The organism is Kitasatospora griseola (assembly GCF_014648555.1).
Classification (GTDB): domain Bacteria; phylum Actinomycetota; class Actinomycetes; order Streptomycetales; family Streptomycetaceae; genus Kitasatospora; species Kitasatospora griseola.
On the sequence record NZ_BMRI01000012.1, the window covers coordinates 122,221 to 147,313 of the forward strand.

A 25,093-nucleotide genomic window follows, 5' to 3' on the forward strand; every position below is an offset into this window, starting at 1 on the left:
CGCTGGCCATCTGCCACATCTGGCGCGGCGGCACCACCAACCGCCTGACGGCGGCGATCAAGGCGCACACCGCCGGCGGCACCTGGCACGGCACCCCGGCCGCGGAGCCGTCCGAGCAGCAGAGCGGCGCGCCCCGGGCGGCGTACGGCAGAGTGCCCGGCCGGCCGCGCAACTCCACGCGCCCCTGACGGGGCGCACCCCCGCAGGTCCCGAAAGCTCCCACCTTCGAAAGGAAACGACTTCACCATGATCGCCTTTGTGCAGGGCCCGGTTGCGGTGGTGGGGGCCGGGGTGGCCGTGGTGGAGGTCGGGGGCGTGGGGATGGCGGTGCAGTGCACGCCGTCGACGTTGGCGGCGCTGCGGGTGGGGGAGGTGGCGCGGCTGGCGACGTCCCTCGTGGTGCGGGAGGACTCGTTGACGCTGTTCGGGTTCGTGGACGACGACGAGCGGGCGACGTTCGAGGTGCTGCAGGCGGCGCCGGGGGTCGGGCCGAAGCTGGCGCAGGCGATTCTGGGGGTGCATTCGCCGGAGGCGCTGCGGGTGGCGGTGGCGAGCGGTGACGAGAAGGCGCTGATCGCGGTGCCGGGGATCGGCAAGGCGAAGGCGGCGAAGCTGCTGCTGGAGTACAAGGACAAGCTGGGCGTCCCGCACGGGACGGTGCCGGCGCAGAAGCCGGTGGCGACCGGCCCGGCGCCGTGGCACGAGCAGCTGCATTCGGCGCTGGTGGGCCTGGGCTACGCTCCGCGGGAGGCGGACGAGGCGGTGACCCGGGTGACGCCGGACGCCGAGGCGCAGGCCACGCCGGACGTGGGCGCGCTGCTGCGGCTCGCGCTGCGGGGTCTGAACCGGGCCCGCTGAGCATCGCCGAAGCAATCTGACGATCCGTCACCAAATCGACAATGGGGAGCCGTTTTCCGATGAGTCCGTACGAGTCCGAGCCCGTTGACCGCCTGGTGACGGCGTCCGCCGACGGCGAGGACCAGGCGGTGGAGGCGGCGCTGCGGCCGCGGATGCTGGAGGAGTTCATCGGCCAGGAGCGGGTGCGCGAGCAGCTCTCGCTGGTGCTGCAGGCGGCCCGTCAGCGCGGTGCGGCGCCGGACCACGTGCTGCTGAGCGGCCCGCCCGGGCTGGGCAAGACCACGCTGTCGATGATCATCGCGGCGGAGCTGAACGCGCCGATCCGGATCACCTCAGGCCCGGCGATCCAGCACGCCGGCGACCTGGCGGCGATCCTGTCCTCGCTGACCGAGGGCGAGGTGCTGTTCCTCGACGAGATCCACCGGATGTCCCGGCCCGCCGAGGAGATGCTGTACATGGCGATGGAGGACTTCCGGGTCGACGTGATCGTCGGCAAGGGCCCGGGGGCGACCGCGATCCCGCTGGAGCTGCCGCCGTTCACGCTGGTCGGGGCGACCACCCGGGCCGGTCTGCTGCCGCCGCCGCTGCGCGACCGGTTCGGGTTCACCGGCCACATGGAGTTCTACGCGCCGGCCGAGCTGGAGCGGGTGGTCCACCGTTCGGCGGGGCTGCTGGACGTGGAGATCGACCCGGCGGGCGCGGCGGAGATCGCCGGCCGCTCGCGCGGCACGCCCCGCATCGCCAACCGGCTGTTGCGCCGGGTGAGGGATTTTGCGCAGGTCCGCCACGACGGTCTGGTCACCCGGGAGATCGCGGCGCGGGCGCTGGAGGTGTACGAGGTCGACGCGCGCGGACTGGACCGGCTGGACCGCGCGGTGCTGGAGGCGCTGCTGAAGCTCTTCGGCGGCGGACCGGTCGGTCTGTCCACCCTGGCGGTCGCCGTGGGGGAGGAGGCGGAGACCGTGGAGGAGGTCGCCGAGCCCTTCCTGGTAAGGGAAGGACTGCTGGCGCGTACCCCGCGCGGGCGGATCGCGACGGCGGCGGCCTGGCAGCACCTGGGGCTGACCCCGCCGCAGTCGACCCGGGCGCCGCGCGGGCCGCAGCCCGAACTCTGGGCGGACGGCCAGGCGTAACCGGGTTGCCTTATCGGCGGTTTATGTCCATGCCAAGGCTCGCCACTTTCGGCGCCACACTGGCATGCTTGGCGTTGTCCGTTCAGTGCGGGTCGCCTAGACTCCGCCGGACCGCCCCTCTCGCCCGACGGGCCGACGTACACGCACTGGCCGCCCGGTGGGCGGCCGACAAAGGACCCTGGCTGTGAACTACATCATCCTCCTCCTCCCGCTCCTGGCGATCTTCCTGATGTTCCGCTCGCAGAAGAAGCGGCAGGCGCAGATGCAGACCATGCAGTCCGCTCTGCAGCCGGGTTCGGGTGTCCGCACCATCGGCGGCATGTACGCCGTGGTCAAGGCGGTCAACGACGAGACGATCGAGCTCGAGGTCGCTCCCGGCGTGGTGGCGCACTACACCAAGGGCGCCATCGCGGCGGTCCTGGAGCCGCTCGAGTACGACGCGATCATCAACGGCCGTCCCGCCGAGGACGAGTCGGAGGAGGACGCGGTCGAGGCCGTCGAGGGTACGGACGCCGACGAGAAGCCGCTGAGCCTGTCCAAGGACGAGGCGAAGGCCGGCGCCGAGGCTCCCGAGAGCAAGTAGTACGGCCGGGGGGGCCTCTCTTCCCCGACCAGCGGCATCCGCCGCGAGCCCACAGGACCTCTTGGGCCGCCGTGCGTCCGTCTCTTCCGGGCCCCGCCCTGTGCGGGGCCCGGGGTCGGCCGCCGAGCGGCATGGACAGGGAGAAACGAACAAGGTGGCAACACCCAAGTCGCGGTCGCGCGACGGATACCCGGGGCGGGCGCTGGCGCTCATTCTGGTGGTCACCGTCGGCCTGGTGGCCCTCATGTTCGGGACGGGCTACACCAAGCCGCGTCTCGGTATCGACCTCGCCGGTGGCACCAGCGTCACGCTGACCGCCAAGTCGGACGATCCTTCCGCGATCAACAAGGCAAACCTCGACACCGCGGTCGGCATCATCCAGAAGCGCGTCAACGGCATGGGCGTCTCCGAGGCGGAGGTCCAGACCCAGGGCAACAGCAACATCATCGTCAACATCCCCGACGGTGGTAACACGCAGGAGTCCATCGACAAGGTCGGTGACACCGCGAAGCTGTACTTCCGCCCGGTGCTGGCCACCGCGCCGACCGGCATCAGCGCCCAGCCGCAGCCGAGCAGCGCGCCGTCGACGGCGCCCAGCGGCTCGGCCAGCCCGGCCGCCTCCGGCAGCGCCTCCGCGCCCGCCTCGCCGAGCTCCTCGGCCACCAAGGCCGGCCGCGCCCTGTCCGGCGCCCTGCAGGCCGACCCGAGCGGTTCCGCCTCGGCCCCCGCCACCGGCTCCGCCGCCCCGAGCGCCCCGACCACGCCGACCAACCCGGCCGACGTGAGCGCCGCGCTGACCCAGGGCACCGTCCCGGCCGAACTGCAGCAGCAGTTCAACGCGCTGGACTGCTCGGTCAAGGAGCAGCGGCAGAACTACCAGAAGGCCAGCGACCCGTCCGCGCCGGCCGTGGCCTGCTCGTACGACGCCGAGCAGAGCATCTGGTACAAGTTCGCGCTCGGCGGCGTCGCCGTGAACGGCCAGGACGTCACCAAGGCGCAGGCCGTCTACGACACCCAGTCCGCCAAGGGCTGGATGGTCGACCTGTCGTTCAACGACGCCGGCTCGAACGCCTTCGCGTCCACCACCGGCAAGCTCGCCACCCAGCCGGCCCCGGCGAACCAGTTCGCCATCGTGCTGGACGGCCAGGTGGTCTCGCACCCGTACGTGAGCGAGTCGATCACCGGCGGCAGCGCGGTCATCTCCGGCACCTTCACCCAGGACGACGCCAAGTCGCTGGGCAACGTGCTCAGCTACGGCGCGCTCCCGCTGGACTTCGTGAAGAGCGACGTCACCACCGTCTCCCCGCAGCTCGGCTCCGAGCAGCTGGAGGCCGGCCTGATCGCCGGTCTGATCGGCATGGTGCTGGTGGTCATCTACTCGCTGGTCTACTACCGCGGCCTGGGCCTGGTCTCGATCGCCGGTCTGGCGGTCTCCGCGGTCCTGACCTGGTCGATCATGAGCCTGCTGGGCGCCGGCGTCGGCTTCGCGCTGAACCTGCCCGCGGTCTGCGGCGCCATCGTCGCGATCGGCATCACCGCCGACTCGTTCATCGTGTACTTCGAGCGCATCCGGGACGAGGTCCGCGAGGGCGCCCAGCTGCGGCCCGCCGTGCAGCGGGCCTGGCCGCGGGCCCGGCGCACCATCCTGGTGTCGGACTTCGTGTCGTTCCTGTGTGCCGCGGTGCTGTACCTGGTGTCGGTCGGCAAGGTGCAGGGCTTCGCGTTCACGCTGGGTCTGACCACGCTGCTCGACGTCGTGGTGATCTTCCTGTTCACCAAGCCGCTGATCACGCTGCTGGCCCGCACCAAGTTCTTCTCCAGTGGTCACCCGTGGTCCGGCCTGGACCCGAAGCGGCTCGGCGCCCGTCCGCCGATCCGCGGCTCCCGCCGCCGTCCCGCCCCCTCCCAGCAGACCCAGGAGGTCTGACCCATGTCGCTCCGCAACATCGGTCACCGCCTCTACCAGGGCGAGGTCTCGTTCGACTTCGTCGGCAAGCGGAAGATCTGGTACTCGATCTCCGCGGTGATCGTCCTGGTGGCCGCGATCGGCCTGGCCATGGGCCTGCACCTGGGCATCGAGTTCAAGGGCGGCTCGGTCTACACCGTGCACAAGCCCGGGCTGTCGGTGTCGCAGGCGAAGGACACCGCCAACAAGATCACCAACTCCAACACCGCGCTGGTGCAGACCACCGACAAGGGTGACGTCCGGATCCAGATCAGCGCCGAGGAGTCGGTGTCGGCGGCGACCTTCACCAAGGAGTTCTCGCAGGCCGTCGGTGTCGAGGAGAAGGACATCAACGCCCAGGTGATCGGCCCCTCCTGGGGTGCCGACATCTCCAAGAAGGCGCTGACCGGCCTGATCATCTTCATGGTCCTGGTCACCGTCTACCTGGCGATCGCCTTCGAGTGGCGGATGGCGGTGGCCGCCCTGGTCGCCCTGATCCACGACCTGCTGATCACCATCGGCGTCTACGCCCTGGTCGGCTTCGAGGTCACCCCGGGCACCGTGATCGGCTTCCTGACCATCCTCGGCTACTCGCTCTACGACACGGTCGTCGTCTTCGACACCGTGAAGGAGAACACCCGGGGCCTCACCAAGCAGTCCCGCCGCACCTACAGCGAGGCCGCCAACCACGGCCTCAACCAGACCCTGGTGCGTTCCATCAACACCACGGTCGTGGCGCTGCTGCCGGTCTCCGCGCTGCTGTTCATCGGCGGCGGCCTGCTCGGCGCGGGCACCCTCAACGACATCTCGCTGGCCCTGTTCATCGGCCTCGCGGCCGGCGCCTACTCCTCGATCTGCGTCGCCACCCCGCTGCTCGCGCAGCTCAAGGAGCAGACCCCGGAGATGAAGGCGCTGACCAAGCGGGTCGCGCAGCGCCGGGCGTCCGAGGCCAAGGCGGCCGAGGAGGCCGCCGAGCGCGGCGAGGACGTGATGATCGACGAGGAGGTCCCGGCAGGTATGGTCGGACAGCGTAACCAGCCGACCAGCCGCACCCGGGGCAAGGGACGGCCGTCCGGCAAGCGCTGAACCCCGCGTCGTTAAGGAACCCCCGTGACCTCCACCATCGACCCCGCCCTGACCGAGCTGCTCAACAGCCGGATCCGGGACGTGCAGGACTACCCGAAGCCGGGCGTCCTGTTCAAGGACATCGCCCCCCTGCTGGCCGACGCCGAGGCGTTCGGCGCGCTGACCCGGGCGCTGGCCGAGCGGGCGAAGGAACTCGGCGCCACCAAGGTGGTCGGCCTGGAGGCGCGGGGGTTCGTGCTGGCCGCGCCCGCCGCGGTCGCGGCCGGACTCGGGTTCGTCCCGATCCGCAAGAAGGGCAAGCTGCCCGGCGACGTGTTCTCCCGCTCGTACGACCTGGAGTACGGGTCGGCGACGCTGGAGGTGCAGTGCGACGCGTTCGCCCCCGGCGAGAAGGTGCTGGTGGTGGACGACGTGCTGGCCACCGGCGGCACCATCGCCGCCTCGCTGGACCTGGTCCAGGAGGCCGGCGCCGAGCTGGTGGGCGTCGTGGTGCTGATGGAGCTCGGTTTCCTGACGGGCCGTGAGCGGCTCGTCCCGCACCTGCACGGTGCGCCGCTGGAGACCCTGGTCGTGGTCTGACCGATCCGATCGCAGGTGGGCCGCCCGGGAACAGATTCCGTTCCCGGGCGGCTTTCGCTGTAGGGGGTCGGCCGAACGCGGAAGCCTGTCGCGCCGCCGGTACGATGAAGGTTGATCCGTCCGCACGTAGGAGTGTCCTTGCCCGACGAGGTTGTGCCCACGGCTGCGACTGCCAGCTCCCGCCCTTCGCCCGGCGGCATGCGGGCTCGCCTGGCCCGGCTGGGCGGACAGCGCAGTTCGATGGTCAACCCGGTGCTGGAGCCGCTGTTCCGGACCATCCGGGCCAACGACCCGAAGGCCGACCCGGCCCTGCTCAAGGACATCGAGCGGGCGTACGCGGTGGCCGAGAAGTGGCACCGCGGGCAGAAGCGCAAGAGCGGCGACCCGTACATCACGCACCCGCTGGCGGTGGCGACCATCCTGGCCGAGCTGGGGATGGACGCGCCGACGCTGATGGCGGGCCTGCTGCACGACACCGTCGAGGACACCGACTACGGCCTGGAGACGCTGCGGCACGACTTCGGCGACTCGGTGGCGCTGCTGGTCGACGGCGTCACCAAGCTGGACCGGGTGAAGTTCGGCGAGGCGGCGCAGGCGGAGACCGTCCGCAAGATGGTCGTCGCGATGGCCAAGGACCCGCGGGTCCTGGTGATCAAGCTGGCCGACCGGCTGCACAACATGCGCACGATGCGCTACCTGAAGCGGGAGAAGCAGGAGAAGAAGGCCCGCGAGACGCTGGAGATCTACGCCCCGCTGGCGCACCGGCTGGGCATGAACACCATCAAGTGGGAGCTGGAGGACCTGGCGTTCGCCATCCTCTACCCCAAGATGTACGACGAGATCGTCCGGCTGGTGGCCGAGCGCGCCCCGAAGCGCGACGAGTACCTGGCGACCGTGATCGACCAGGTGCAGGGCGACCTGCGCGGGGCGCGGATCACCGCGCAGGTGACGGGCCGACCGAAGCACTACTACTCGGTCTACCAGAAGATGATCGTCCGGGGCCGGGACTTCGCCGAGATCTACGACCTGGTGGGCATCCGGGTCCTGGTCGACACCGTCCGCGACTGCTATGCGGCGCTGGGCACCATCCACGCGCGGTGGAACCCGGTGCCGGGGCGGTTCAAGGACTACATCGCGATGCCCAAGTTCAACATGTACCAGTCGCTGCACACGACGGTGATCGGCCCCGGCGGCAAGCCCGTCGAACTGCAGATCCGCACCTTCGACATGCACCGCCGCGCCGAGTACGGCATCGCCGCGCACTGGAAGTACAAGCAGCGGGCGGTGGCCGGCGCGTCCAAGGTGCGCACCGACACCCCGACCCACAAGCGGCAGCACGACAAGGCCGACGCGGTCAACGAGATGGCCTGGCTGCGGCAGCTGCTGGACTGGCAGAAGGAGACCGAGGACCCCAGCGAGTTCCTGGAGTCGCTGCGCTTCGACCTGTCCAGCAACGAGGTCTTCGTGTTCACCCCGAAGGGTGACGTGATAGCGCTGCCCGCGCAGGCCACCCCGGTGGACTTCGCGTTCGCGGTGCACACCGAGGTCGGCTGCCGGTGCATCGGCGCCCGGGTGAACGGCCGGCTGGTGCCGCTGGAGTCGACGCTGGAGAACGGCGACACGGTCGAGGTCTTCACCTCCAAGGCGGAGAACGCCGGCCCGTCCCGGGACTGGCTGAACTTCGTGAAGTCGCCGCGGGCCCGGAACAAGATCCGCGCCTGGTTCTCCAAGGAGCGCCGCGAGGAGGCGATCGAGCAGGGCAAGGAGGCGATCGCCCGGACCATGCGCAAGCAGGGCCTGCCGATCCAGCGGATCCTCACCGGGGACTCGCTGGTCACGCTGGCCCACGAGATGCGCTACCCGGACATCTCCTCGCTGTACGCGGCGATCGGCGAGGGCCACGTCGCCGCGCCCGCGATCGTGCAGAAGCTGGTCCAGGCGATGGGCGGCGAGGACGGCGCGGTCGATGACCTCGCCGAGACGGCCACCCCGTCCCACCAGCCGCGTTCGATGCGCCGCCGGGCCAAGGGCGACCCGGGCGTGATCGTCAAGGGCGTGGACGACGTGTGGGTGAAGCTGGCGCGCTGCTGCACGCCGGTGCCCGGCGACCCGATCGTCGGCTTCATCACCCGCGGCAACGGCGTCTCGGTGCACCGCGCGGACTGCGTCAACGTCGAGTCCCTGCAGCAGCAGCCCGAGCGGATCATCGACGTCGAGTGGGCGGCCACCCAGTCCTCGGTGTTCCTGGTGGCCATCCAGGTGGAGGCGCTGGACCGCTCCCGGCTGCTGTCGGACGTCACCCGGGTGCTCTCCGACCAGCACGTCAACATCCTGTCCGCGGCGGTGCAGACCTCCCGCGACCGGGTGGCGATGAGCCGGTTCACCTTCGAGATGGGCGACCCCAAGCACCTCGGCCACGTGCTGAAGGCCGTCCGCGGCGTCGAAGGCGTGTACGACGTGTACCGGGTCACCTCGGCCCGCAACAAGTAGCACTCCGGGTGCAGGCCGCCCCCACCCCGCCGACACTGGCCGGGTGGGGGCGGCCCGCTGATTCCCGGAGGCACCGTGCACACGACTCGGACGATGACGGCGGTGGCGGGCGCGGCGGCGGCCGTCGCCGCCCTGACGGCCGGCTGCGGCGGCTCGGGCGGCTCCACCGGACCGGCCGCCGCGGCGAGCCCCGCGGCGGCCACCGCGACCGCCGGCACGCCGGCCCCCGGCGTCGACAACGGGGTGGCCGGGCTGTCGGCCGCCGAGATCCTGCAGCGCTCCGCCCAGGCGCTCCGGGACGCCCGCTCGGTGCGGGCGGTCGGCACCATCGCCGGCGGCGGGCAGCCGATCACCATGGACCTGCGGCTGGACACCGACGGCAACTGCACCGGCACGCTCAGCCAGACCGACGTGGGCGGCTTCCAGGTGGTCAAGGCCGGGCATCAGCTGTGGGTCAAACCCGACCAGGCGTTCTGGCAGAGCCACGGCGGGTCCGCGCTCGCCGACCAGGTCGGCGACCGGTACCTGAAGACCACCAGCGACGACCCGGACTTCGGCGAGATCGGCACCCTGTGCGACCTCGGCGGCCTGGCCGACCAGCTCGGCGCCGCCACCAGTGACCTGACCAAGGGCGCCACCACCACCGTGCAGGGCCGCCCGGCCGTCCCGCTGGCCCGCAGCACCGACACCGGCACCGCCACCCTGTACGTGGCCGCCCAGGGGCCGCCGGTGCCGCTGCGGCTGGAGCAGGACGTCGGCGCGGTCGACTTCGGCGAGTTCGGCACCCCGGTGCCGTCCGCCACCCCCGGCCCCGACCAGAGCCTGGACATCGACCGGCTCCAGCAGCCCGAGGCCACCCCGACCACGGTCTGAGGGCGGGTACGACGAAGGGGCCCGGTCGCCGTACGGCGACCGGGCCCCTTCAGTGACGCAGCGTCAGGAGGTGAACTCCTGCAGCGACTTCTGCGCCTGGTCGAGCAGCGCCTGACGGCCCGCCAGCTCCGCCTCCAGCTTGGCGGCCTTGGACGCGTTGCCGGCCGCGCGGGCCTTGTCCAGGTCGGCCTGCAGCTTGTCGACAGCGGACTGCAGCAGCGCGGTCATGCCGGTGGCACGGGCCCGGGCCTCCGGGTTGGAGCGCTGCCACTCGGCCTCCTCGGCCTCGCGGACGGCGCGCTCCACCGTGGCCAGCCGACCGTCCAGCTTCGGACGGGCGTCGCGCGGGACGTGGCCGATGGCCTCCCAGCGCTCGGCGACCTCGCGCAGCGCGGCCTTGGCGGCCTTCAGGTCGGTGATCGGCAGGATCGCCTCGGCCTCGACCAGCAGCGCCTCCTTGGCCTTCTGGTTCTCGCCCTGCTCGGCGTCGCGCTCGGAGAACGCGGCGGACCGGGCCTGGAAGAAGACGTCCTGGGCGCCGCGGAAGCGGGCCCACAGCTCCTCCTCCGCCTCGCGCTGGGCGCGGCCGGCGGCCTTCCAACGGGTCATCAGGTCGCGGTAGGCGGCCGCGGTCGGGCCCCAGTCGGTGGACTCGGCGAGCTGCTCGGCCTCGGCGACCAGCTTCTCCTTGACCGTGCGGGCGTTGTCGCGCTCCGAGTCCAGGGCCGCGAAGTGCGCCTTGCGGTGCTTGGAGAACACCGACCGGGCGTGCGAGAAGCGGTGCCACAGCTCGTCGTCGCTCTTGCGGTCCAGGCGCGGCAGCGCCTTCCAGCTGTCGACCAGGGCGCGCAGCCGGTCGCCGGCCTCCCGCCACTGGTTGGACTCGGCGAGCTGCTCGGCCTCGGCGACCAGCGCCTCCTTGGCGGCGCGGGTCTCCTCCTGGGCCTTCGCCCGGGCGGCCTTGCGCTCGCTCTGCCGGGTCTCGATCTCCCCGGCCAGCGTGTCCAGGCGCTTGGCCAGCGACTCCAGGTCGCCGACCGCGTGCGCCTCGACGACCTGCGCGCGCAGGTGCTCCAGCGCGACCTGCGCCTCCTTGGCGGCCAGGTCGGTCTTGCGCACCCGGTGCTCCAGGAGGGCGGTCTCCGCCTCCAGGCCCTGGAACTTGCGCTCGAAGTAGGCGAGGGCCTCCTCGGGAGAGCCGGCCTGCCAGGAGCCGACCTGGCGTTCGCCGTCGGCCGTCCTCACGTAGACGTTCCCCTGCTCGTCGACACGGCCCCACGGGTCGCTGCTCACAGCGCCTCCTCCACATGACGCCACGCCCACGGGCGGGAGCGTCGTCCACAGTTGATGTGCGGCGGACCGATGGAGTCCGCCGTCCCGAGCCGTCGTTGTCGTGCCGAGGGTGACGGCCGACGGTCTGGGCACCCTATACAACAGCAACATAGGCGACCAGCGCCGGTGCTGTCCGCATCCGGCGCCGGTCGATTTTCGCGGCGGGTCAGCCCTTGGCCGCGGTGATGCTCTTCACGTCGACCGGGGTGGCCGGCGGGCCGTCCGTGCCGCCGCCCTTGACGCCGGCCTGGGCGAGCTTCTGGAGCGCGTCCAGGCCGCCGGTGATCTTGCCGAACGGGGTGTAGCTGGGCGGCAGTTGGGTGTCCTTGTAGACCAGGAAGAACTGGCTGCCGTTGGTGTTCGGGCCGGCGTTGGCCATCGCCACGGTGCCCGCCGGGTAGGTCGCGCCGGTCAGGTTCTCGTCGGTGAACTGGTAGCCCGGGCCGCCGGAGCCGGTGCCGGTCGGGTCGCCGCACTGGAGCACGTAGATGCCCTCGGTGGTGAGCCGGTGGCACTTGGTGTTGTCCCAGAACTGCTGGCCGGCCAGGAACACGAAGGAGTTGACGGTGTGCGGGGCCTTCGCCGCGTCCAGCGAGAAGGTCACCTTGCCCGCCGAGGTGTCCAGCGTCGCGGTGTACGGCGCCGCCGTGTCGATCGACATGGCCGGCTCGGCGGCCCACTTCTTGCCCTGCGACGACGGGGTCGGGGCGGCGGACGCCTTCTTGTCGTCCTTCTTGTCCGAGCTGAACACACCGGCCGCGGCCGCACCGACGCCCGCCAGCACCACCAGGGCCGCCACCGAGGCGACCACGGCGTTGCGCTTCTTGCGCTTGGCCGCGGCCGTGGCGCGCGCCTCCATCTGGCGCTTGTACTTCTCGCGGGCGAGCTCCCGCCGACGCTGTTCGCTGCTGACCACCGGGCGTGTCTCCTACTGCGCTGTGGGGAGTCGGACTTGTGACTGTCGGGTGCGCATCGTCGCACCTGTCGGCGGCCAAGTGTAGGGACCCCCCGTGTCAGCTCGGGATCAACGCCACATGAGAAAGGCCTGAACGCGCCCGGGAACCGGTTCGCCCGCGGCCCGGTGCCGCCGGTAGGCTGCGGGGGAAAGAAGACCGCCACCGCATGAAACGAAGGACTCGCGTGTTCGTCGCCGGATTCCCCGCCGGGGCCTGGGGCACCAACTGCTACCTGGTCGCACCCGCCGCCGGCGAGGAGTGCGTGATCGTCGATCCCGGGCACGAAGCGGCAAGCGGCGTCGAGGAGTTGATCCGCGAGCACCGGCTCAAGCCGGTCGCGGTCCTGCTCACCCACGGCCACATCGACCACGTCGCCTCGGTGGTCCCGGTCTGCGGCGCCACGGGCGTCCCGGCCTGGATCCACCCCGAGGACCGGTACATGATGGCCGACCCGGAGAAGGCCCTCGGCCGCTCCCTCGGGCAGCAGCTGATGGGCTCCCTCACCGTCGGAGAACCGGACGACGTCCGTGAGTTGACCGACGGCAGCGTGCTCGACCTGGCCGGCCTGCAGCTCACCGTCGACCATGCGCCCGGCCATACCAAGGGGTCGGTGACGTTCAGGACGCCCGCTGCGGAGGCCACCTCCTCAAGTGAGTGGTGCCCGCCGGTGCTGTTCTCGGGCGACCTGCTGTTCGCCGGCTCCATCGGGCGTACCGACCTCCCGGGCGGAGACAGCGGCGCGATCATGCGCTCGCTGGCCCGGGTGTGCCTGCCCCTCGACGACGCGACCGTGGTGCTCTCCGGCCACGGCTCCCAGACCACCATCGGCCGAGAGCGCGCCACCAACCCCTACCTCCAGCAGGCAGCGCGGGGTGGCGGCCCCGCCGAAAGCACAGCCTTCCCGCGACGAGGAATGTGACGGAAGAGAAGTTGAGCACCTTCACCGCCCCCAAGGGCACCTACGACCTGCTGCCCACGGTGAACTCCGCGGCCTACCTGGCGATCCGCGAGCGGCTGTCCGCGCCGCTGCGCCGCGCCGGGTACGGCTACGTCGAGACCCCCGTGTTCGAGGACGTCAAGCTGTTCTCCCGCGGTGTCGGCGAGTCCACCGACATCGTCACCAAGGAGATGTTCACCCTCGCCAGGCGCCCGGAGAGCAGCGAGGACCTCGCGCTGCGCCCCGAGGGCACCGCCTCGGTGGTCCGGGCCACCCTGGAAGCCAACCTGCACAAGCTCGGCAACCTGCCGGTCAAGCTCTGGTACTCGGGCAACTTCTACCGCTACGAGCGCCCGCAGAAGGGCCGCTACCGGCAGTTCTCGCAGGTCGGCGCGGAGGCGCTCGGCGCCGAGGACCCGGCGCTGGACGCCGAGCTGATCATCCTCGCCGACGACGCCTTCCGCTCGCTCGGCCTGCGCGAGTACCGGCTGCTGCTGAACTCGCTCGGCGACCAGCAGTGCCGCCCGGTCTACCGCGCCGCCCTGGTGGAGTTCCTGGCCGGCCTCGACCTCGACGAGGACACCCGCCGCCGGGCCGAGATCAACCCGCTGCGCGTCCTGGACGACAAGCGCGAGGCCGTGCAGGCCCAGCTGGTGGACGCGCCCAAGCTGCGCGACTACCTGTGCGAGGACTGCAAGGCGTACGACGAGAAGGTCCGCGAGCTGCTCACCGCCGCCGGGGTCGCGTTCGTCGACGACCCCAAGCTGGTGCGCGGCCTGGACTACTACACCCGCACCACCTTCGAGTTCGTGCACGGCGGCCTCGGCTCGCAGTCCGCGATCGGCGGCGGCGGCCGCTACGACGGCCTGTCCGAGATGCTGGGCGGCCCGGCGCTGCCCTCGGTCGGCTGGGGCCTGGGCGTGGACCGCACCTTCCTCGCGCTGGAGGCCGAGGGCATCGAGCTCGACCTGCCCGTCACCACCGAGGTGTACGCGGTAGCGCTCGGCGAAGAGGCCAAGAACGTGCTGTTCGCGAAGACCGTCGAGCTGCGCCGGGCCGGTGTCGCCACCGACCTCGCGTTCGGCGTCAAGAGCATCAAGAACGCCATGAAGTCCGCGAACAGGTCCGGGGCGCGCTTCGCCCTGATCGCGGGCGACCGGGACCTCGCCGAGGGCGTGGTCCAGCTCAAGGACATGGAGTCCGGCGAGCAGACCCCCGTCTCCCTGGAGGCGCTCGTCACCACCCTGAAGGAGAAGCAGCTGTGATCCGCACGCACGACGCGGGCACGCTCCGACCGGAGCACGCCGGCACCACCGTCACCCTGGCCGGCTGGGTGGCCCGCCGCCGTGACCACGGCGGCGTGGCCTTCATCGACCTGCGGGACGCCTCCGGCACCGTGCAGGTCGTGGTCCGCGACCTGGAGTCGGTGCACGGGCTGCGCTCCGAGTACTGCGTGAAGGTGATCGGCGACGTCCGGGTCCGCCCGGAGGGCAACGAGAACCCGGACATCCCGACCGGCGCCGTCGAGGTCGTCGTCGAGTCCATCGAGGTGCTGTCCGAGGCCGCGCCGCTGCCGTTCCAGGTCGCCGAGTACGAGCCCGGCTCGGTCAACGAGGAGGTGCGGCTCCGCTACCGCTACCTCGACCTGCGCCGCGAGGGCCCGGCCCGCGCGCTGCGGCTGCGCTCGAAGGTCAACCACATCATCCGCACGGTGATGGAGGAGAACGACTACCTCGACATCGAGACGCCGTACCTGACCCGCTCCACCCCCGAGGGCGCCCGCGACTTCCTGGTCCCGGTCCGCCTCCAGCCCGGCCACTGGTACGCGCTGCCGCAGTCCCCGCAGCTGTTCAAGCAGCTGCTGATGGTGGCCGGCATGGAGCGCTACTACCAGATCGCCCGCTGCTTCCGCGACGAGGACTTCCGCGCCGACCGGCAGCCGGAGTTCACCCAGCTGGACATCGAGGCCTCGTTCGTCGACCAGGAGGACATCCTGGCCCTCGGCGAGAAGATCATCGCCGCGATCTGGCGCGAGGTGCACGGGTACGAGATCCCCAACCCGCTGCCGCGGATGACGTACGTCGACGCCATGTCCCGCTACGGCTCCGACAAGCCGGACGTCCGCTTCGGCCAGGAACTCACCGACCTGACCGACTACTTCAAGGGCACCGAGTTCCGGGTCTTCCAGGCCCCGTACGTCGGCGCGGTCGTCATGCCCGGCGGCGCCTCGCAGCCCCGCAAGCAGCTCGACGCCTGGCAGGACTGGGCGAAGGCCCGCGGCGCCCGCGGCCTCGCGTACGTCCTGGTGGACGCCGAGACCGGCGAGCTGCGCGGCCCGGTCGCCAAGAACCTGTCCGAGGAGCACCTGGCCGGCCTGGCCGCCGCCGCCGGCGCCAAGCCCGGCGACGCGGTGTTCTTCGCGGCCGGCAAGAAGACCGCCTCGCAGGAGCTGCTCGGCGCGGCCCGCCTGGAGATCGGCCGCCGCTGCAACCTGATCGACGAGTCCCAGTGGGCCTTCCTCTGGGTCGTGGACTTCCCGATGTTCGAGCCGATCGAGGACGACAAGGGCGAGTTCCAGGGCTGGCACGCGGTGCACCACCCGTTCACCGCGCCCACCGCCGAGTCGCTCGCCACCTTCGACACCGACCCGGGCAGCGCGCTCTCCAACGCGTACGACCTGGTGCTCAACGGCTCGGAGCTGGGCGGCGGTTCGATCCGTATCCACCAGCGCGACGTGCAGAAGCGGGCGTTCGACGCGATCGGCCTGTCCGAGGAGGAGGCGGCCTCGCAGTTCGGCTTCCTGCTGGACGCCTTCAACTACGGCCCCCCGCCGCACGGCGGCATCGCGCTCGGCCTGGACCGCGTGGTCACCCTGCTGGGTGGCTACGACACCATCCGGGACGTCATCGCCTTCCCGAAGACCTCCACCGGCGGCGACCCGCTGACCGGCGCCCCCACCCCGATCACCCCGGCCCAGCGCCGGGAGGCCGGCGTGGACGCCAAGCCGAAGGCCAAGGACGCCGCCAAGGCGGAGGCCGAGCCCACCGCCTGACGCACCGTCGGCAACTGACGGCACATCACAAAGATCACGATTCGTTCCGGCCCCGGTCGGTGCGCGCCCACCAGGAGTAGGCTCGCACCGCCCGGGGCCGGATCACTGCACGACGGGGTGCAGGGCGCAAGAGGGGTCAAGGATGACCGTACGAACCAGAGTTGAACTCCCCACCGACACCGCCGAGACCCGGCGCGTGCACATGGCGGCCTTCCCAGGCCCCGAAGAGGCGGACCTGGTGGACGCGCTGCGCCGCGACCCCGCCTGGCTGCCCGAACTCTCCCTGGTCGCCGTCGACGACCGCGAGGTCGTCATCGGCCACGCCCTGCTCACCCGGCTGAAGATCGGCAGCGGCAAGGGGCTCGCCCTGGCGCCCGTCGCCGTCGCCCCCGAATGGCAGCGCAAGGGCGTCGGCAGCGCCGTCGTCCGGGCCGCGCTGACCGCCGCCGCGGAGGCCGGCGAGCGCGTCGTGGTGGTCCTCGGCGAACCCGGCTACTACGGCCGGTTCGGCTTCGAGCCCGCCTCGGGACACCGCATCAGCGGCCCGTTCGACGTCCCCGACACGCACTTCCAGGCACTCGTGCTGCCCGGCGCGGACCGCGCCCCGCACGGCATGTGCCGCTACGCCGCGCCGTTCGACGAGGTCTGACCCGCTCCGTTCGCCAGTGGCCGCCGGCCGACCTGCGTCGACCACCGGCGGCCCGTAGCCTGAGTGATCATCATCAGCGCGGTGGTCGGAAGGTGTGCGAAGTGGCGAACCCCAAGCGTGGCAAGAAGGCCGGCGGCGCCAAGGGCGTCCAGCGGGTTCCCAAGCGGATCTACGAGGCCGAACTGCTCCGGCTCCAGCAGGAACTGGTCAAGATGCAGGAATGGGTGCGCAGCGAAGGCATCCGGATGGTCGTGATCTTCGAAGGCCGGGACGCCGCCGGCAAGGGCGGTGCGATCAAACGCGTCACCGAGTACCTCAACCCCCGCATCGCCCGGATCGTCGCCCTCCCCGCCCCCACCGAACGCCAGCGCGGCCAGTGGTACTTCCAGCGCTACGTCGAACAGCTCCCGGCGGCCGGCGAGATGGTGCTGTTCGACCGTTCCTGGTACAACCGGGCCGGCGTCGAGAAGGTCATGGGCTTCTGCACCGAGGAGGAGTACTGGCAGTTCCTCCACCAGTGCCCCACCTTCGAACGGATGCTCATCGAAGCGGGCATCGTGCTCCGCAAGTACTGGTTCTCGGTCAGCGACATCGAACAGGAACGCCGCTTCCGCGACCGCCTCGACGACCCCATGCGGCAGTGGAAGCTCTCACCGATGGACGTCGAATCCATCACCCGCTGGGAGGAGTACTCCCGGGCCAAGGACGAGATGTTCGTCTACACCGACATCCCCGAATCCCCGTGGAACGTCGTCGACAGCGACGACAAACGCCGCGCCCGCCTCAACATGATCGCCCACCTGCTCTCCACCGTCCCGTACCGCGAGGTGGTCCGCCCCGCGGTCACCCTGCCGGCCAGGCCCGAACCGCGCGGCTACCAGCGGCCGCCGCGCGACCTCCAGAAGTACGTTTTCGACCACACCGCGACGCTGCTCGCGCAGTGACCGCCCCCGGTTGACCGGTGCGGTTCGGCGGGCGTGCGATGGAGGAGATCCCGCAACGGCTGGAGGCACTCCATGTACGTCCGCACCGTCTACGCGACCGGCGACCCGGCCCTGCTGGAGGACAGCCTCGACGCACTGCGCGGCGAATCCGTCGAACTCCTCTCCGGCCAACCCGGCTACCGCGGCTACGGCCTGTTCGCCAACCGCCAACTCGGCACCCTCACCATGGGCTCCTGGTGGGACACCCCCGAGCACGAGGCCGCCAGCGACACCGCACTGGCCGACCGCCGCGACACCCTGCTCGTCCCCTTCGCCGCCACCGTCGCCGTCAACCGCTGGGACGTCGCCGCAGCCGAACCCGGCCCCGCCGTCGAGAACGGCGGCTTCCGGCTCACCCGCTTCGCGTACGACCCGGCGGCCGTGGACGGGGTCGTGAAGGGCTTCGAGGAGAGCGGCCTGCCGGCGATCAGGGAGATCGACGGGTACGTGGGGGCCGCCATGCTCATCGACCGCGAGCGGTCGGTGGGCGTGGTCGGCACGATCTTCGCCGACCGACAGGCCTTCGCCGCCTCCCGCGCGGCCCAGGCGGCGGTGCGGTCGGCGGCGAGCAAGGCGTCGGGGACGGTGATCTACGGGATGGAGGAGTTCGACGTGGTCCTGCTGCACAGGTCGCAGTAGCGCCCCTGTTCGTGTCCCCCCTCCCGTATAGGCTCTCGTACTGTGGACGAGCCCGACCTTTTCACTCACGCAGCCGAGGAACGCCAGAACACCGAGCCGGGGCGCGCCCCACTCGCGGTGCGGATGCGGCCGCGGACGTTGGACGAAGTGGCCGGGCAGCAGCAGCTGTTGAAGGAGGGGTCGCCGCTGCGGCGGCTGGTCGCGGGGGCGAAGGGGCCGGCGGCGACGAGCTCGGTGATTCTGTGGGGGCCGCCGGGGACGGGGAAGACCACGCTGGCGCACGTGATCAGCCAGGCGGTGGAGGGCAGGTTCGTCGAACTCTCGGCGATCACGCACGGGGTTAAGGAAGTCCGCGCGGTGATCGACGGCGCCCGGCGGGCGGTCGGGATGACCGGTCGGGAGACGGTGCTGTTCCTGGACGAGATCCACCGGTTCTCCAAGGCGCAGCAGGACTCGTTGCTGCCCGCCGTGGAGAACCGCTGGGTGACGCTGATCGCCGCGACCACCGAGAACCCGTACTTCTCGATCATCTCGCCGCTGCTGTCGCGCTCCCTGCTGCTCACCCTGGAGTCGCTGACCGACGAGGACATCCGCACGCTGCTGCGCCGGGCGACCACGGACGAGCGGGGCCTGGGCGGCAGCGTGGAGCTGAGCGAGGACGCCGAGGACCATCTGGTGCGGCTGGCCGGGGGCGACGCGCGGCGGGCGCTGACCATGCTGGAGGCGGCAGCCGGGGCGGCGCTGGAGCAGGGCGGGGGCGTGCTGACGCTGGCGGCCACCGAGACGGCGGTGAACCGGGCGGCGGTGCGGTACGACCGGGACGGCGACCAGCACTACGACGTGGCGAGTGCGTTGATCAAGTCGATCCGGGGCAGTGACGTGGACGCCACGCTGCACTATCTGGCGCGGATGATCGAGGCGGGGGAGGACCCGCGGTTCATCGCCCGGCGCTTGATGATCTCGGCCAGTGAGGACATCGGCCTGGCCGACCCGACGGCGCTGCCGACGGCCGTCGCGGCCGCGCAGGCGGTCGCGCTGATCGGGTTCCCGGAGGCGCGGATCATCCTGTCGCAGGCGGCGATCGCGCTGGCGCTGGCGCCGAAGTCGAACGCCGCGTACCTGGCGATCGACGCCGCGCTGGCGGACGTCCGGCAGGGGTTGGCGGGCGCGGTGCCGGCGCACCTGCGGGACGCGCACTACGGCGGGGCGAAGAAGCTCGGGCACGGCAAGGGCTACCAGTACCCGCACGACCTGCCGGAGGGCATCGCCGCGCAGCAGTACGCGCCGGACGCGGTGCACGGCAAGGAGTACTACCGGCCGACCCGGCGGGGCGGGGAGGCCCGGTACGCGGAGATCGCGGAGTGGACCAGGGCCCGGCTCAAGGGCGAGTGAAACCCGGGCGGTCGCAGCCTGTAGACTGTCCGCAGTGTGTCCCGGGTCCGGGGTTCCGCGAGGAACGACCGGCCGCACCAGCGGGGCAACCAACGGAGGCCTCCCGCAAGGGAGTTCTCCAGGAGCGGTGCGCACCGGTTTTCGGTGTCGCGGGCAGCCCACCACCTTTCCCGGTCGGTGGGCCTCTCGTGTGCAAGCACATAGTGCCCGGTCGCGGAGAGCGGCTGACCATCCGGCGACGGACGGTTTTTCTCCGGGCCGCGAGAAGCGTCCTCCGTCAACACCTGGTGACAGCCGTATCTGAACAGGAAAAGGAAACATGGCGAACCAGAAGCGCCCCAAGGTCAAGATCGCCCGTGCTCTCGGCGTTCCGCTGACCCCGAAGTCCGTCAAGTACTTCGAGGCCCGCCCGTACCCGCCCGGCCAGCACGGCCGTGGCCGCAAGCAGAACTCTGACTACAAGGTCCGTCTGACCGAGAAGCAGCGTCTGCGCGCGCAGTACGACCTCAGCGAGAAGCAGATGGCGCGTGCCTTCGAGGCCGCCAAGAAGGTCGAGGGCAAGACCGGTGAGGCGCTCGTCGCCCTGCTGGAGGTCCGCCTCGACGCCCTGGTTCTGCGTTCGGGCATCGCCCGCACCATCTACCAGGCCCGCCAGATGGTCGTGCACGGTCACATCGAGGTCAACGGCTCGAAGGTCAACAAGCCGTCGTTCCAGATGAAGCCGGGCTACGTCGTCACGGTGAAGGAAAAGTCCAAGGAGAAGGTCCCCTTCCAGGTGGCTCGCGAGGGCGGCAACGCCGGCGAGGGCCAGACCCCGAAGTACCTCGAGGTCAACCTGAAGGCCCTGGCCTTCCGCCTGGACCGCGCGCCGCAGCGCCGCGAGGTTCCGGTTGTCTGCGACGAGCAGCTGGTCGTCGAGTACTACTCGCGCTGACCCGCGAGCGGAACGCCCCCTCGGTCCTCGGACCGCGGGGGCGTTTCCCGTTCTCCGGGCGGTGGCGGGCGTCAGGGGCCGAGGGCGCGGCGGACGGCGGCGTCCAGGTCGAGGCGGGCGCCGAGGCGGAAGGCCTCCTCGTACTGCTGCTCGGTGAGGGCGGCGCGGGCGCGTCGTGCGCAGGCGAGGTGGGGGCCGCGGAAGGTGCGGGAGCCGAAGAACGGGGTGCCGACGGAGGTCCAGAGCCGGTGTGCGGCGCCCTGCAGGACGCGGGCCTCGTACGGGTCGGGGGCGGGGTCCTCGGCGGCGAGCAGGGCCAGCAGGTCGATCGCGAGGACCAGGCCGAGCGGGTCGCGCAGCGGGTGGGTGAGCCGGATCGACTCGCGGGCGAAGCCGCGGGCGGCCCGCGGTTCGCCGGACTGGCGGCGGGCCCAGGCCATCGCGTACAGGCCGTAGCCGTGGGCCCACTGCTCGCCGTGCTGTTCGCAGCTGTCGCGGACGCGCTCCGCCCAGGCGGTGCCGCCCGGTTCGTCGCCGAGGAACAGGTGGGCCAGGGCGAGCCCGACCATGGCCAGCAGGACGTGGGAGTCGAGCTCGCCGAGGGCGGTGTAGTGCCGCAGCGCCTCGCCGAGGAGTTCGGCGGCGCGGGCCGGGTCGTCGCCGATCAGGGCGGCGGATCCCTGGCGGTGGACGGCGTGCGCGAGGGCCCGGGCGTCGCCGGTGTCCAGGGCCAGGCGGCGGCACTCCGCGAGGGCGGGGCGGGCCCGGGCCGGGTCGCCCTGGAGGGTGGCGAGGTGGCCGGTGACCCAGAGGGCCTTGGCACGCGCGTCGGTGGGTTCGGGGGCGCGGGCGAGGGCGCGGTCCAGCCAGTGCCGGCCCTCGCCGAGCCGGCCGGTGCCGAGCCAGAAGTACCAGAGGGCGCCGGCCAGCGAGAGGGCGGGCTGCTCCTCGCCGGGTTCGGCGAGCGAGAACTCCAGGGCGGCGCACAGGTCGGGGTGGGCGAGCCGGGTGCGTTCGGCGGTCTCGGCCTGCTGGGGGCCGAACCATTCGACCTCGCCCCAGGTGGCGACGGACAGGTACCAGTCGCGGTGGCGGCGCAGCAGCCGCCGGTGGTCGTCGCCGGCCCGCAGCCAGTGGGTGCCGTAGTCGCGCAGGGTTTCGAGCATCCGGAACCGGACGGGATCGCCGTCGAGGCGCTCCAGCACGGACTTGTCGACCAGCGCGTCGAGGAGTTCGAGGACGTCGTCGAGCTCCAGGCCCCGGCCGCCGCAGACGTATTCGGCGGCGTCCAGGTCGAAGCCGCCGGCAAAGACGGACAGGCGGGCCCAGAGTAAACGTTCCTGCATGGTGCAGAGTTCGTGGCTCCAGCCGATCGCGGTGCGCATCGTCCGGTGCCGGGCCGGGACGGTGCGGCCGCCGCCGGTCAGCAGCCGGAACCGGTCGTCCAGCCGGGCCACCAGCTGCTCCACCGACAGGGCGCGCAGCCGGACGGCCGCCAGCTCCAGGGCCAGCGGGAGGCCGTCCAGACGGCGGCAGAGCAGCGCCACCTCGGCGCGGTCGGCGCCGTCCAGCCGGAAGCCCGGCCGAACGGCGGCGGCCCGGTCGGCGAACAGCAGCATCGCCTCCGAGTCGGCCCGGCCCGGCGGCGGCTCGACCGGCAGCGGGGCGAGCGGCAGCAGGTGCTCGCCGGCCGCCCGCAGCGACTGCCGGGAGGTGGCCAGCACCCGCAGGCCCGGCGCGGCCCGCAGCAGCTCGTCGACCAGCGCGGCGCAGGCCTCGACCAGGTGCTCGCAGCCGTCCAGCACCAGCAGCAGGCGGCGGTCGGCGAGCGGACGGGCTCCGAGGTCGCCCTGGCCCAGCGCGGCCAGCACGGCGGGGCCGAGCAGCAGGGGGTCCCGCACCGGCCCGAGCTCGGCGAGGCGCGCGCCGTCCGGGAAGCCGGCGGCCAGCCGGGCGGCGGCCCGCAGCGCCAACCGGGACTTGCCGACGCCGCCCGGGCCGGTCACGGTGACCAGCCGGGAGCGGCCCAGCAGCTCTGCCAGGGCGTCGAGTTCGGCGGCCCGGCCGATGAAGCGGGTGACTTCGGCGGGCAGCCGGCCCGGCCCGCCCGACGCTGCCGCCATGCTCTCCACGAGACGCCCCCGTCGCTAGTGCCTGCCCGGCGGATCCTGCCGGACGCGCGACCGACAGGATCGACCGGACCGGCCCTGGAACCCGTCCGACCCGCCGGCGCGTACTCCGCGAGTCACCTCCCCCAACGAGGCGACCGGGCGGTAGGTTACGCGCGGTGTTCGCACATCCGACCGGTTCGGACTCGGGCGTACCTGCCGATATCCGGTCGGGGAGCGGTCGGCAGTCACGGTAGGGTTCAGGCCTGGGATTGCACCCCGGAATTGCACGAGTGTGACTGGGACAGGCGAGGGAGCGCGCGAAGGTGTCCGTGGGAGAGCTGGCCGGTCTGCTGGTCGCCGTCTTCTGGGCGGTCCTGGTCACCCTGCTCGCCGTGGTGCTGGTCCGGCTGTCCAAGGTGCTGCGGGAGGCCACCGTCCTGGTCTCCGCCGTCACCGAGCAGGCCGTGCCGCTGCTGCAGGACGCGAACGCCGCCGTCCGCAGCGCGCACGAGCAGCTGGAGCGGGTCGACGAGATCACCGCCAACGTCCAGGACGCCGCGGCCGACGCCAAGGCGCTGTCCTCCACGGTGGCCGCCACCGTCGGCGGGCCGCTGGTGAAGCTGGCCGCGTTCAGCTACGGCGTGCGCCGGGCCGTGAACCGGCAGCAGGCCGGGCTCGCGGTACCGCAGCAGAGCGGCGAGCGGGAGGAGCTGGCCCGGCTGGTCCGGGCCGAGGTACGGGCCGCGACCGCACCGCGCGGCGGGCTGCTGTCCCGCGTGCGCCGGGCCGTGAAGGGCTGACGGCGATGGTGCGCAGAATCTTCTGGATGGCGGTCGGCGCGGGCGCGACCGTCTGGGCCATGAACAAGGCCAACGAGGCGGTGCACCGCCTCACGCCCGACTCGCTGTCCGGCACCGCCGCCCGCGGCGCGCTCCAACTCGGCGACGCCGCCCGGCAGTTCGCCCGCGACGTGAAGACCGGCATGGCCGAGCGCGAGCAGCAGCTGCGCGCCGACCTCGGCCTGGACGGCACCGCGGTCGTCGAACCGCCCCGCCGTCGCACGCTCAGCGGCGCGGCCGGCTCCGGCGGGGACCGAGCTATCTCGGCGGCCCCGGGCTCCCCGGCCGCCGCCCTGCCCACGTCTCGCGGCACGCGCCGCACCACCCCCCAAATCGTTGCCAAGCCCCGTCAGCGCGAGCTGCCGGGCCGCACGACCGATCGGAAGGACCCCCACTGATGGAGTCGGCAGAGATCCGCCGCCGCTGGCTGCGCTTCTTCGAGGAGCGCGGCCACACCGTCGTACCGTCGGCCTCGCTGGTCGCCGACGACCCCACCCTGCTGCTGGTCAACGCCGGCATGGTGCCCTTCAAGCCGTACTTCCTCGGCGAGGTCAAGCCGCAGTTCTCGCGCGCCACCAGCGTGCAGAAGTGCGTCCGCACCCTGGACATCGAGGAGGTCGGGAAGACCACCCGGCACGGCTCGTTCTTCCAGATGTGCGGCAACTTCTCGTTCGGCGACTACTTCAAGGAAGGCGCCATCAAGTTCGCCTGGGAGCTGCTCACCGGCTCCGTCGCGGACGGCGGCTACGGCCTGGACCCCGAGAAGCTCTGGATCACCGTCTACAAGGACGACGACGAGGCCGAGCAGATCTGGCGGGACGTCATCGGCGTGCCGTCCGAGCGGATCCAGCGCCTGGGCATGAAGGACAACTTCTGGTCGATGGGCGTTCCCGGCCCGTGCGGCCCGTGCTCGGAGATCAACTACGACCGCGGCCCCGCGTACGGCGAGGAGGGCGGCCCGGCGGTCAACGGCGAGCGCTACCTGGAGATCTGGAACCTGGTCTTCATGCAGTACGAGCGCGGCCACGGCGACGGCAAGGACGGGTTCGAGATCCTCGGCGACCTGCCGAGCAAGAACATCGACACCGGCCTCGGCCTGGAGCGCCTCGCCGCGGTCCTGCAGGACGTCGACAACCTGTTCGAGATCGACACCAGCCGGATGATCCTCGACCGCGCCGCCGAGCTCACCGGCCACACCTACGGCGCCGACCACAAGTCGGACGTCTCGCTGCGCGTGGTCACCGACCACTTCCGCACCGCGCTGATGCTGGTCGGCGACGGCGTCACCCCCGGCAACGAGGGCCGCGGCTACGTGCTGCGCCGCATCCTGCGCCGGGCGATCCGCAACATGCGCCTGCTGGGCGCCACCGGGCAGGTCGCCAAGGACCTGATCGACATCTCGATCAAGGCGATGGCCCCGCAGTACCCGGAGCTGGAGACCGACCGCAAGCGCATCGAGACGGTCGTGGTCGCCGAGGAGAACGCCTTCCTGCAGACCCTGCGCTCCGGCACCAACCTGCTCGACGCCGCGGTCACCGAGACCAAGGCCGGCGGCGGCGTGGTGCTCTCCGGCGAGCAGGCGTTCAAGCTGCACGACACCTACGGCTTCCCGATCGACCTCACCCTGGAGATGGCCGAGGAGCAGGGTCTCCAGGTCGACGAGGCCGGCTTCCGCCGCCTGATGCAGGAGCAGCGGGACCGCGCCAAGGCCGACGCCAAGGC

At 71.8% G+C, this 25,093-nt stretch carries 22 protein-coding genes and 1 pseudogene; 20 read left to right on the forward strand and 3 right to left on the reverse strand.

Going from position 1 to position 25,093, the window contains the following annotated elements; translation table 11 throughout:
* The 9 genes and pseudogenes from IEZ12_RS38565 to IEZ12_RS17705 all read left to right on the forward strand — a co-directional run.
* Positions 1–188 (forward strand): annotated as a pseudogene (locus IEZ12_RS38565) (crossover junction endodeoxyribonuclease RuvC); the annotation flags it as partial.
* 58 nt (positions 189–246) lie between these two features.
* Complete coding sequence (ruvA, locus tag IEZ12_RS17670; protein WP_043908577.1) at positions 247–858, forward strand: Holliday junction branch migration protein RuvA; 612 nt, start codon at positions 247–249, stop codon at positions 856–858.
* Positions 859–917: 59 nt separating this feature from the next.
* Positions 918–1,991 (forward strand): Holliday junction branch migration DNA helicase RuvB, encoded by a 1,074-nt coding sequence (ruvB, locus tag IEZ12_RS17675; RefSeq protein WP_229847629.1) that lies wholly within the window; start codon positions 918–920, stop codon positions 1,989–1,991.
* Positions 1,992–2,175: 184 nt separating this feature from the next.
* Positions 2,176–2,574, forward strand: a complete 399-nt coding sequence (gene yajC, locus IEZ12_RS17680) for a preprotein translocase subunit YajC (protein WP_229847630.1) — start codon at positions 2,176–2,178, stop codon at positions 2,572–2,574.
* Positions 2,575–2,728: 154 nt separating this feature from the next.
* Positions 2,729–4,501: a protein translocase subunit SecD gene (gene secD, locus IEZ12_RS17685; protein ID WP_373295488.1), complete on the forward strand. Its 1,773-nt coding sequence runs from the start codon at positions 2,729–2,731 to the stop codon at positions 4,499–4,501.
* Positions 4,502–4,504: 3 nt separating this feature from the next.
* Complete coding sequence (gene secF, locus IEZ12_RS17690; protein WP_189272863.1) at positions 4,505–5,605, forward strand: protein translocase subunit SecF; 1,101 nt, start codon at positions 4,505–4,507, stop codon at positions 5,603–5,605.
* Positions 5,606–5,629: 24 nt separating this feature from the next.
* A complete protein-coding gene (locus IEZ12_RS17695; protein ID WP_043908563.1) occupies positions 5,630–6,184 on the forward strand; it encodes an adenine phosphoribosyltransferase in 555 nt (184 codons plus the stop codon).
* A 198-nt stretch (positions 6,185–6,382) separates the two neighbouring features.
* Positions 6,383–8,674, forward strand: a complete 2,292-nt coding sequence (locus IEZ12_RS17700; protein WP_189272864.1) for a RelA/SpoT family protein — start codon at positions 6,383–6,385, stop codon at positions 8,672–8,674.
* 75 nt (positions 8,675–8,749) lie between these two features.
* Positions 8,750–9,547: a hypothetical protein gene (locus IEZ12_RS17705; protein ID WP_189272865.1), complete on the forward strand. Its 798-nt coding sequence runs from the start codon at positions 8,750–8,752 to the stop codon at positions 9,545–9,547.
* A gap of 63 nt (positions 9,548–9,610) precedes the next feature.
* Here the strand turns inward: IEZ12_RS17705 and IEZ12_RS17710 are convergent, their stop codons facing one another.
* Positions 9,611–10,840: a DUF349 domain-containing protein gene (locus tag IEZ12_RS17710; protein WP_189272866.1), complete on the reverse strand. Its 1,230-nt coding sequence runs from the start codon at positions 10,838–10,840 to the stop codon at positions 9,611–9,613.
* Between the two features lie 205 nt (positions 10,841–11,045).
* The gene (locus IEZ12_RS17715) at positions 11,046–11,795 is read right to left on the reverse strand and encodes a peptidylprolyl isomerase (RefSeq protein WP_043908558.1); all 750 of its coding nucleotides are present in this window, start codon (positions 11,793–11,795) and stop codon (positions 11,046–11,048) included.
* Between the two features lie 224 nt (positions 11,796–12,019).
* Here IEZ12_RS17715 and IEZ12_RS17720 point away from each other — a divergent pair, with 224 nt between their 5' ends.
* The 8 genes from IEZ12_RS17720 (at position 12,020) to rpsD (ending at position 20,421) form a co-directional block, all read left to right on the forward strand.
* The gene (locus IEZ12_RS17720) at positions 12,020–12,754 is read left to right on the forward strand and encodes an MBL fold metallo-hydrolase (RefSeq protein WP_189272915.1); all 735 of its coding nucleotides are present in this window, start codon (positions 12,020–12,022) and stop codon (positions 12,752–12,754) included.
* Positions 12,755–12,765: 11 nt separating this feature from the next.
* On the forward strand, positions 12,766–14,037 hold the full coding sequence (gene hisS / locus IEZ12_RS17725; RefSeq protein WP_189272867.1) for a histidine--tRNA ligase: 1,272 nt from the start codon (positions 12,766–12,768) through the stop codon (positions 14,035–14,037).
* Positions 14,034–15,824 carry an aspartate--tRNA ligase gene (gene aspS, locus IEZ12_RS17730; RefSeq protein ID WP_043908554.1) on the forward strand — a complete coding sequence of 597 codons (1,791 nt, stop codon included), beginning with the start codon at positions 14,034–14,036 and terminating at the stop codon, positions 15,822–15,824. Before hisS ends, aspS begins: the two co-directional genes overlap by 4 nt.
* Positions 15,825–15,966: 142 nt before the next feature.
* The gene (locus IEZ12_RS17735; protein WP_189272868.1) at positions 15,967–16,473 is read left to right on the forward strand and encodes a GNAT family N-acetyltransferase; all 507 of its coding nucleotides are present in this window, start codon (positions 15,967–15,969) and stop codon (positions 16,471–16,473) included.
* 167 nt (positions 16,474–16,640) lie between these two features.
* Positions 16,641–17,417, forward strand: a complete 777-nt coding sequence (ppk2, locus tag IEZ12_RS17740) for a polyphosphate kinase 2 (protein ID WP_373295490.1) — start codon at positions 16,641–16,643, stop codon at positions 17,415–17,417.
* Positions 17,418–17,489: 72 nt separating this feature from the next.
* Complete coding sequence (locus IEZ12_RS17745; RefSeq protein ID WP_189272870.1) at positions 17,490–18,095, forward strand: hypothetical protein; 606 nt, start codon at positions 17,490–17,492, stop codon at positions 18,093–18,095.
* Positions 18,096–18,137: 42 nt separating this feature from the next.
* Positions 18,138–19,487, forward strand: coding sequence for a replication-associated recombination protein A (locus tag IEZ12_RS17750; RefSeq protein WP_189272871.1), 1,350 nt, complete (start codon positions 18,138–18,140; stop codon positions 19,485–19,487).
* A gap of 319 nt (positions 19,488–19,806) precedes the next feature.
* On the forward strand, positions 19,807–20,421 hold the full coding sequence (rpsD, locus tag IEZ12_RS17755) for a 30S ribosomal protein S4 (protein ID WP_035860039.1): 615 nt from the start codon (positions 19,807–19,809) through the stop codon (positions 20,419–20,421).
* Positions 20,422–20,492: 71 nt separating this feature from the next.
* Here rpsD and IEZ12_RS17760 read toward each other — a convergent pair whose 3' ends face one another.
* Positions 20,493–22,544 (reverse strand): ATP-binding protein, encoded by a 2,052-nt coding sequence (locus IEZ12_RS17760; protein ID WP_189272872.1) that lies wholly within the window; start codon positions 22,542–22,544, stop codon positions 20,493–20,495.
* A gap of 311 nt (positions 22,545–22,855) precedes the next feature.
* On the opposite strand from IEZ12_RS17760, the gene IEZ12_RS17765 reads away from it, so the two are divergent.
* The 3 genes from IEZ12_RS17765 to alaS form a co-directional block, all read left to right on the forward strand.
* Complete coding sequence (locus IEZ12_RS17765; RefSeq protein WP_100585086.1) at positions 22,856–23,332, forward strand: DUF948 domain-containing protein; 477 nt, start codon at positions 22,856–22,858, stop codon at positions 23,330–23,332.
* Between the two features lie 5 nt (positions 23,333–23,337).
* Positions 23,338–23,769 carry a DUF6167 family protein gene (locus IEZ12_RS17770; protein WP_100585087.1) on the forward strand — a complete coding sequence of 144 codons (432 nt, stop codon included), beginning with the start codon at positions 23,338–23,340 and terminating at the stop codon, positions 23,767–23,769.
* Positions 23,769–25,093: alanine--tRNA ligase (gene alaS / locus IEZ12_RS38570; protein ID WP_229847631.1), on the forward strand; the 1,325-nt coding region annotated here is incomplete at its 3' end. The genes IEZ12_RS17770 and alaS, both read left to right, overlap by 1 nt.

What these genes read in the sequence shown, in the direction of transcription:
- ruvA (WP_043908577.1), top strand. Translation starts at nt 247, where the DNA reads ATGATCGCCTTTGTGCAGGGCCCGGTTGCGGTGGTGGGGGCCGGGGTG.
- ruvB (WP_229847629.1), top strand. Translation starts at nt 918, where the DNA reads ATGAGTCCGTACGAGTCCGAGCCCGTTGACCGCCTGGTGACGGCGTCC.
- secF (WP_189272863.1), top strand. Translation starts at nt 4,505, where the DNA reads ATGTCGCTCCGCAACATCGGTCACCGCCTCTACCAGGGCGAGGTCTCG.
- IEZ12_RS17700 (WP_189272864.1), top strand. Translation starts at nt 6,383, where the DNA reads ATGCGGGCTCGCCTGGCCCGGCTGGGCGGACAGCGCAGTTCGATGGTC.
- IEZ12_RS17735 (WP_189272868.1), top strand. Translation starts at nt 15,967, where the DNA reads ATGACCGTACGAACCAGAGTTGAACTCCCCACCGACACCGCCGAGACC.
- IEZ12_RS17745 (WP_189272870.1), top strand. Translation starts at nt 17,490, where the DNA reads ATGTACGTCCGCACCGTCTACGCGACCGGCGACCCGGCCCTGCTGGAG.
- rpsD (WP_035860039.1), top strand. Translation starts at nt 19,807, where the DNA reads ATGGCGAACCAGAAGCGCCCCAAGGTCAAGATCGCCCGTGCTCTCGGC.
- IEZ12_RS17760 (WP_189272872.1), bottom strand. Translation starts at nt 22,544, where the DNA reads ATGGCGGCAGCGTCGGGCGGGCCGGGCCGGCTGCCCGCCGAAGTCACC.
- IEZ12_RS17770 (WP_100585087.1), top strand. Translation starts at nt 23,338, where the DNA reads ATGGTGCGCAGAATCTTCTGGATGGCGGTCGGCGCGGGCGCGACCGTC.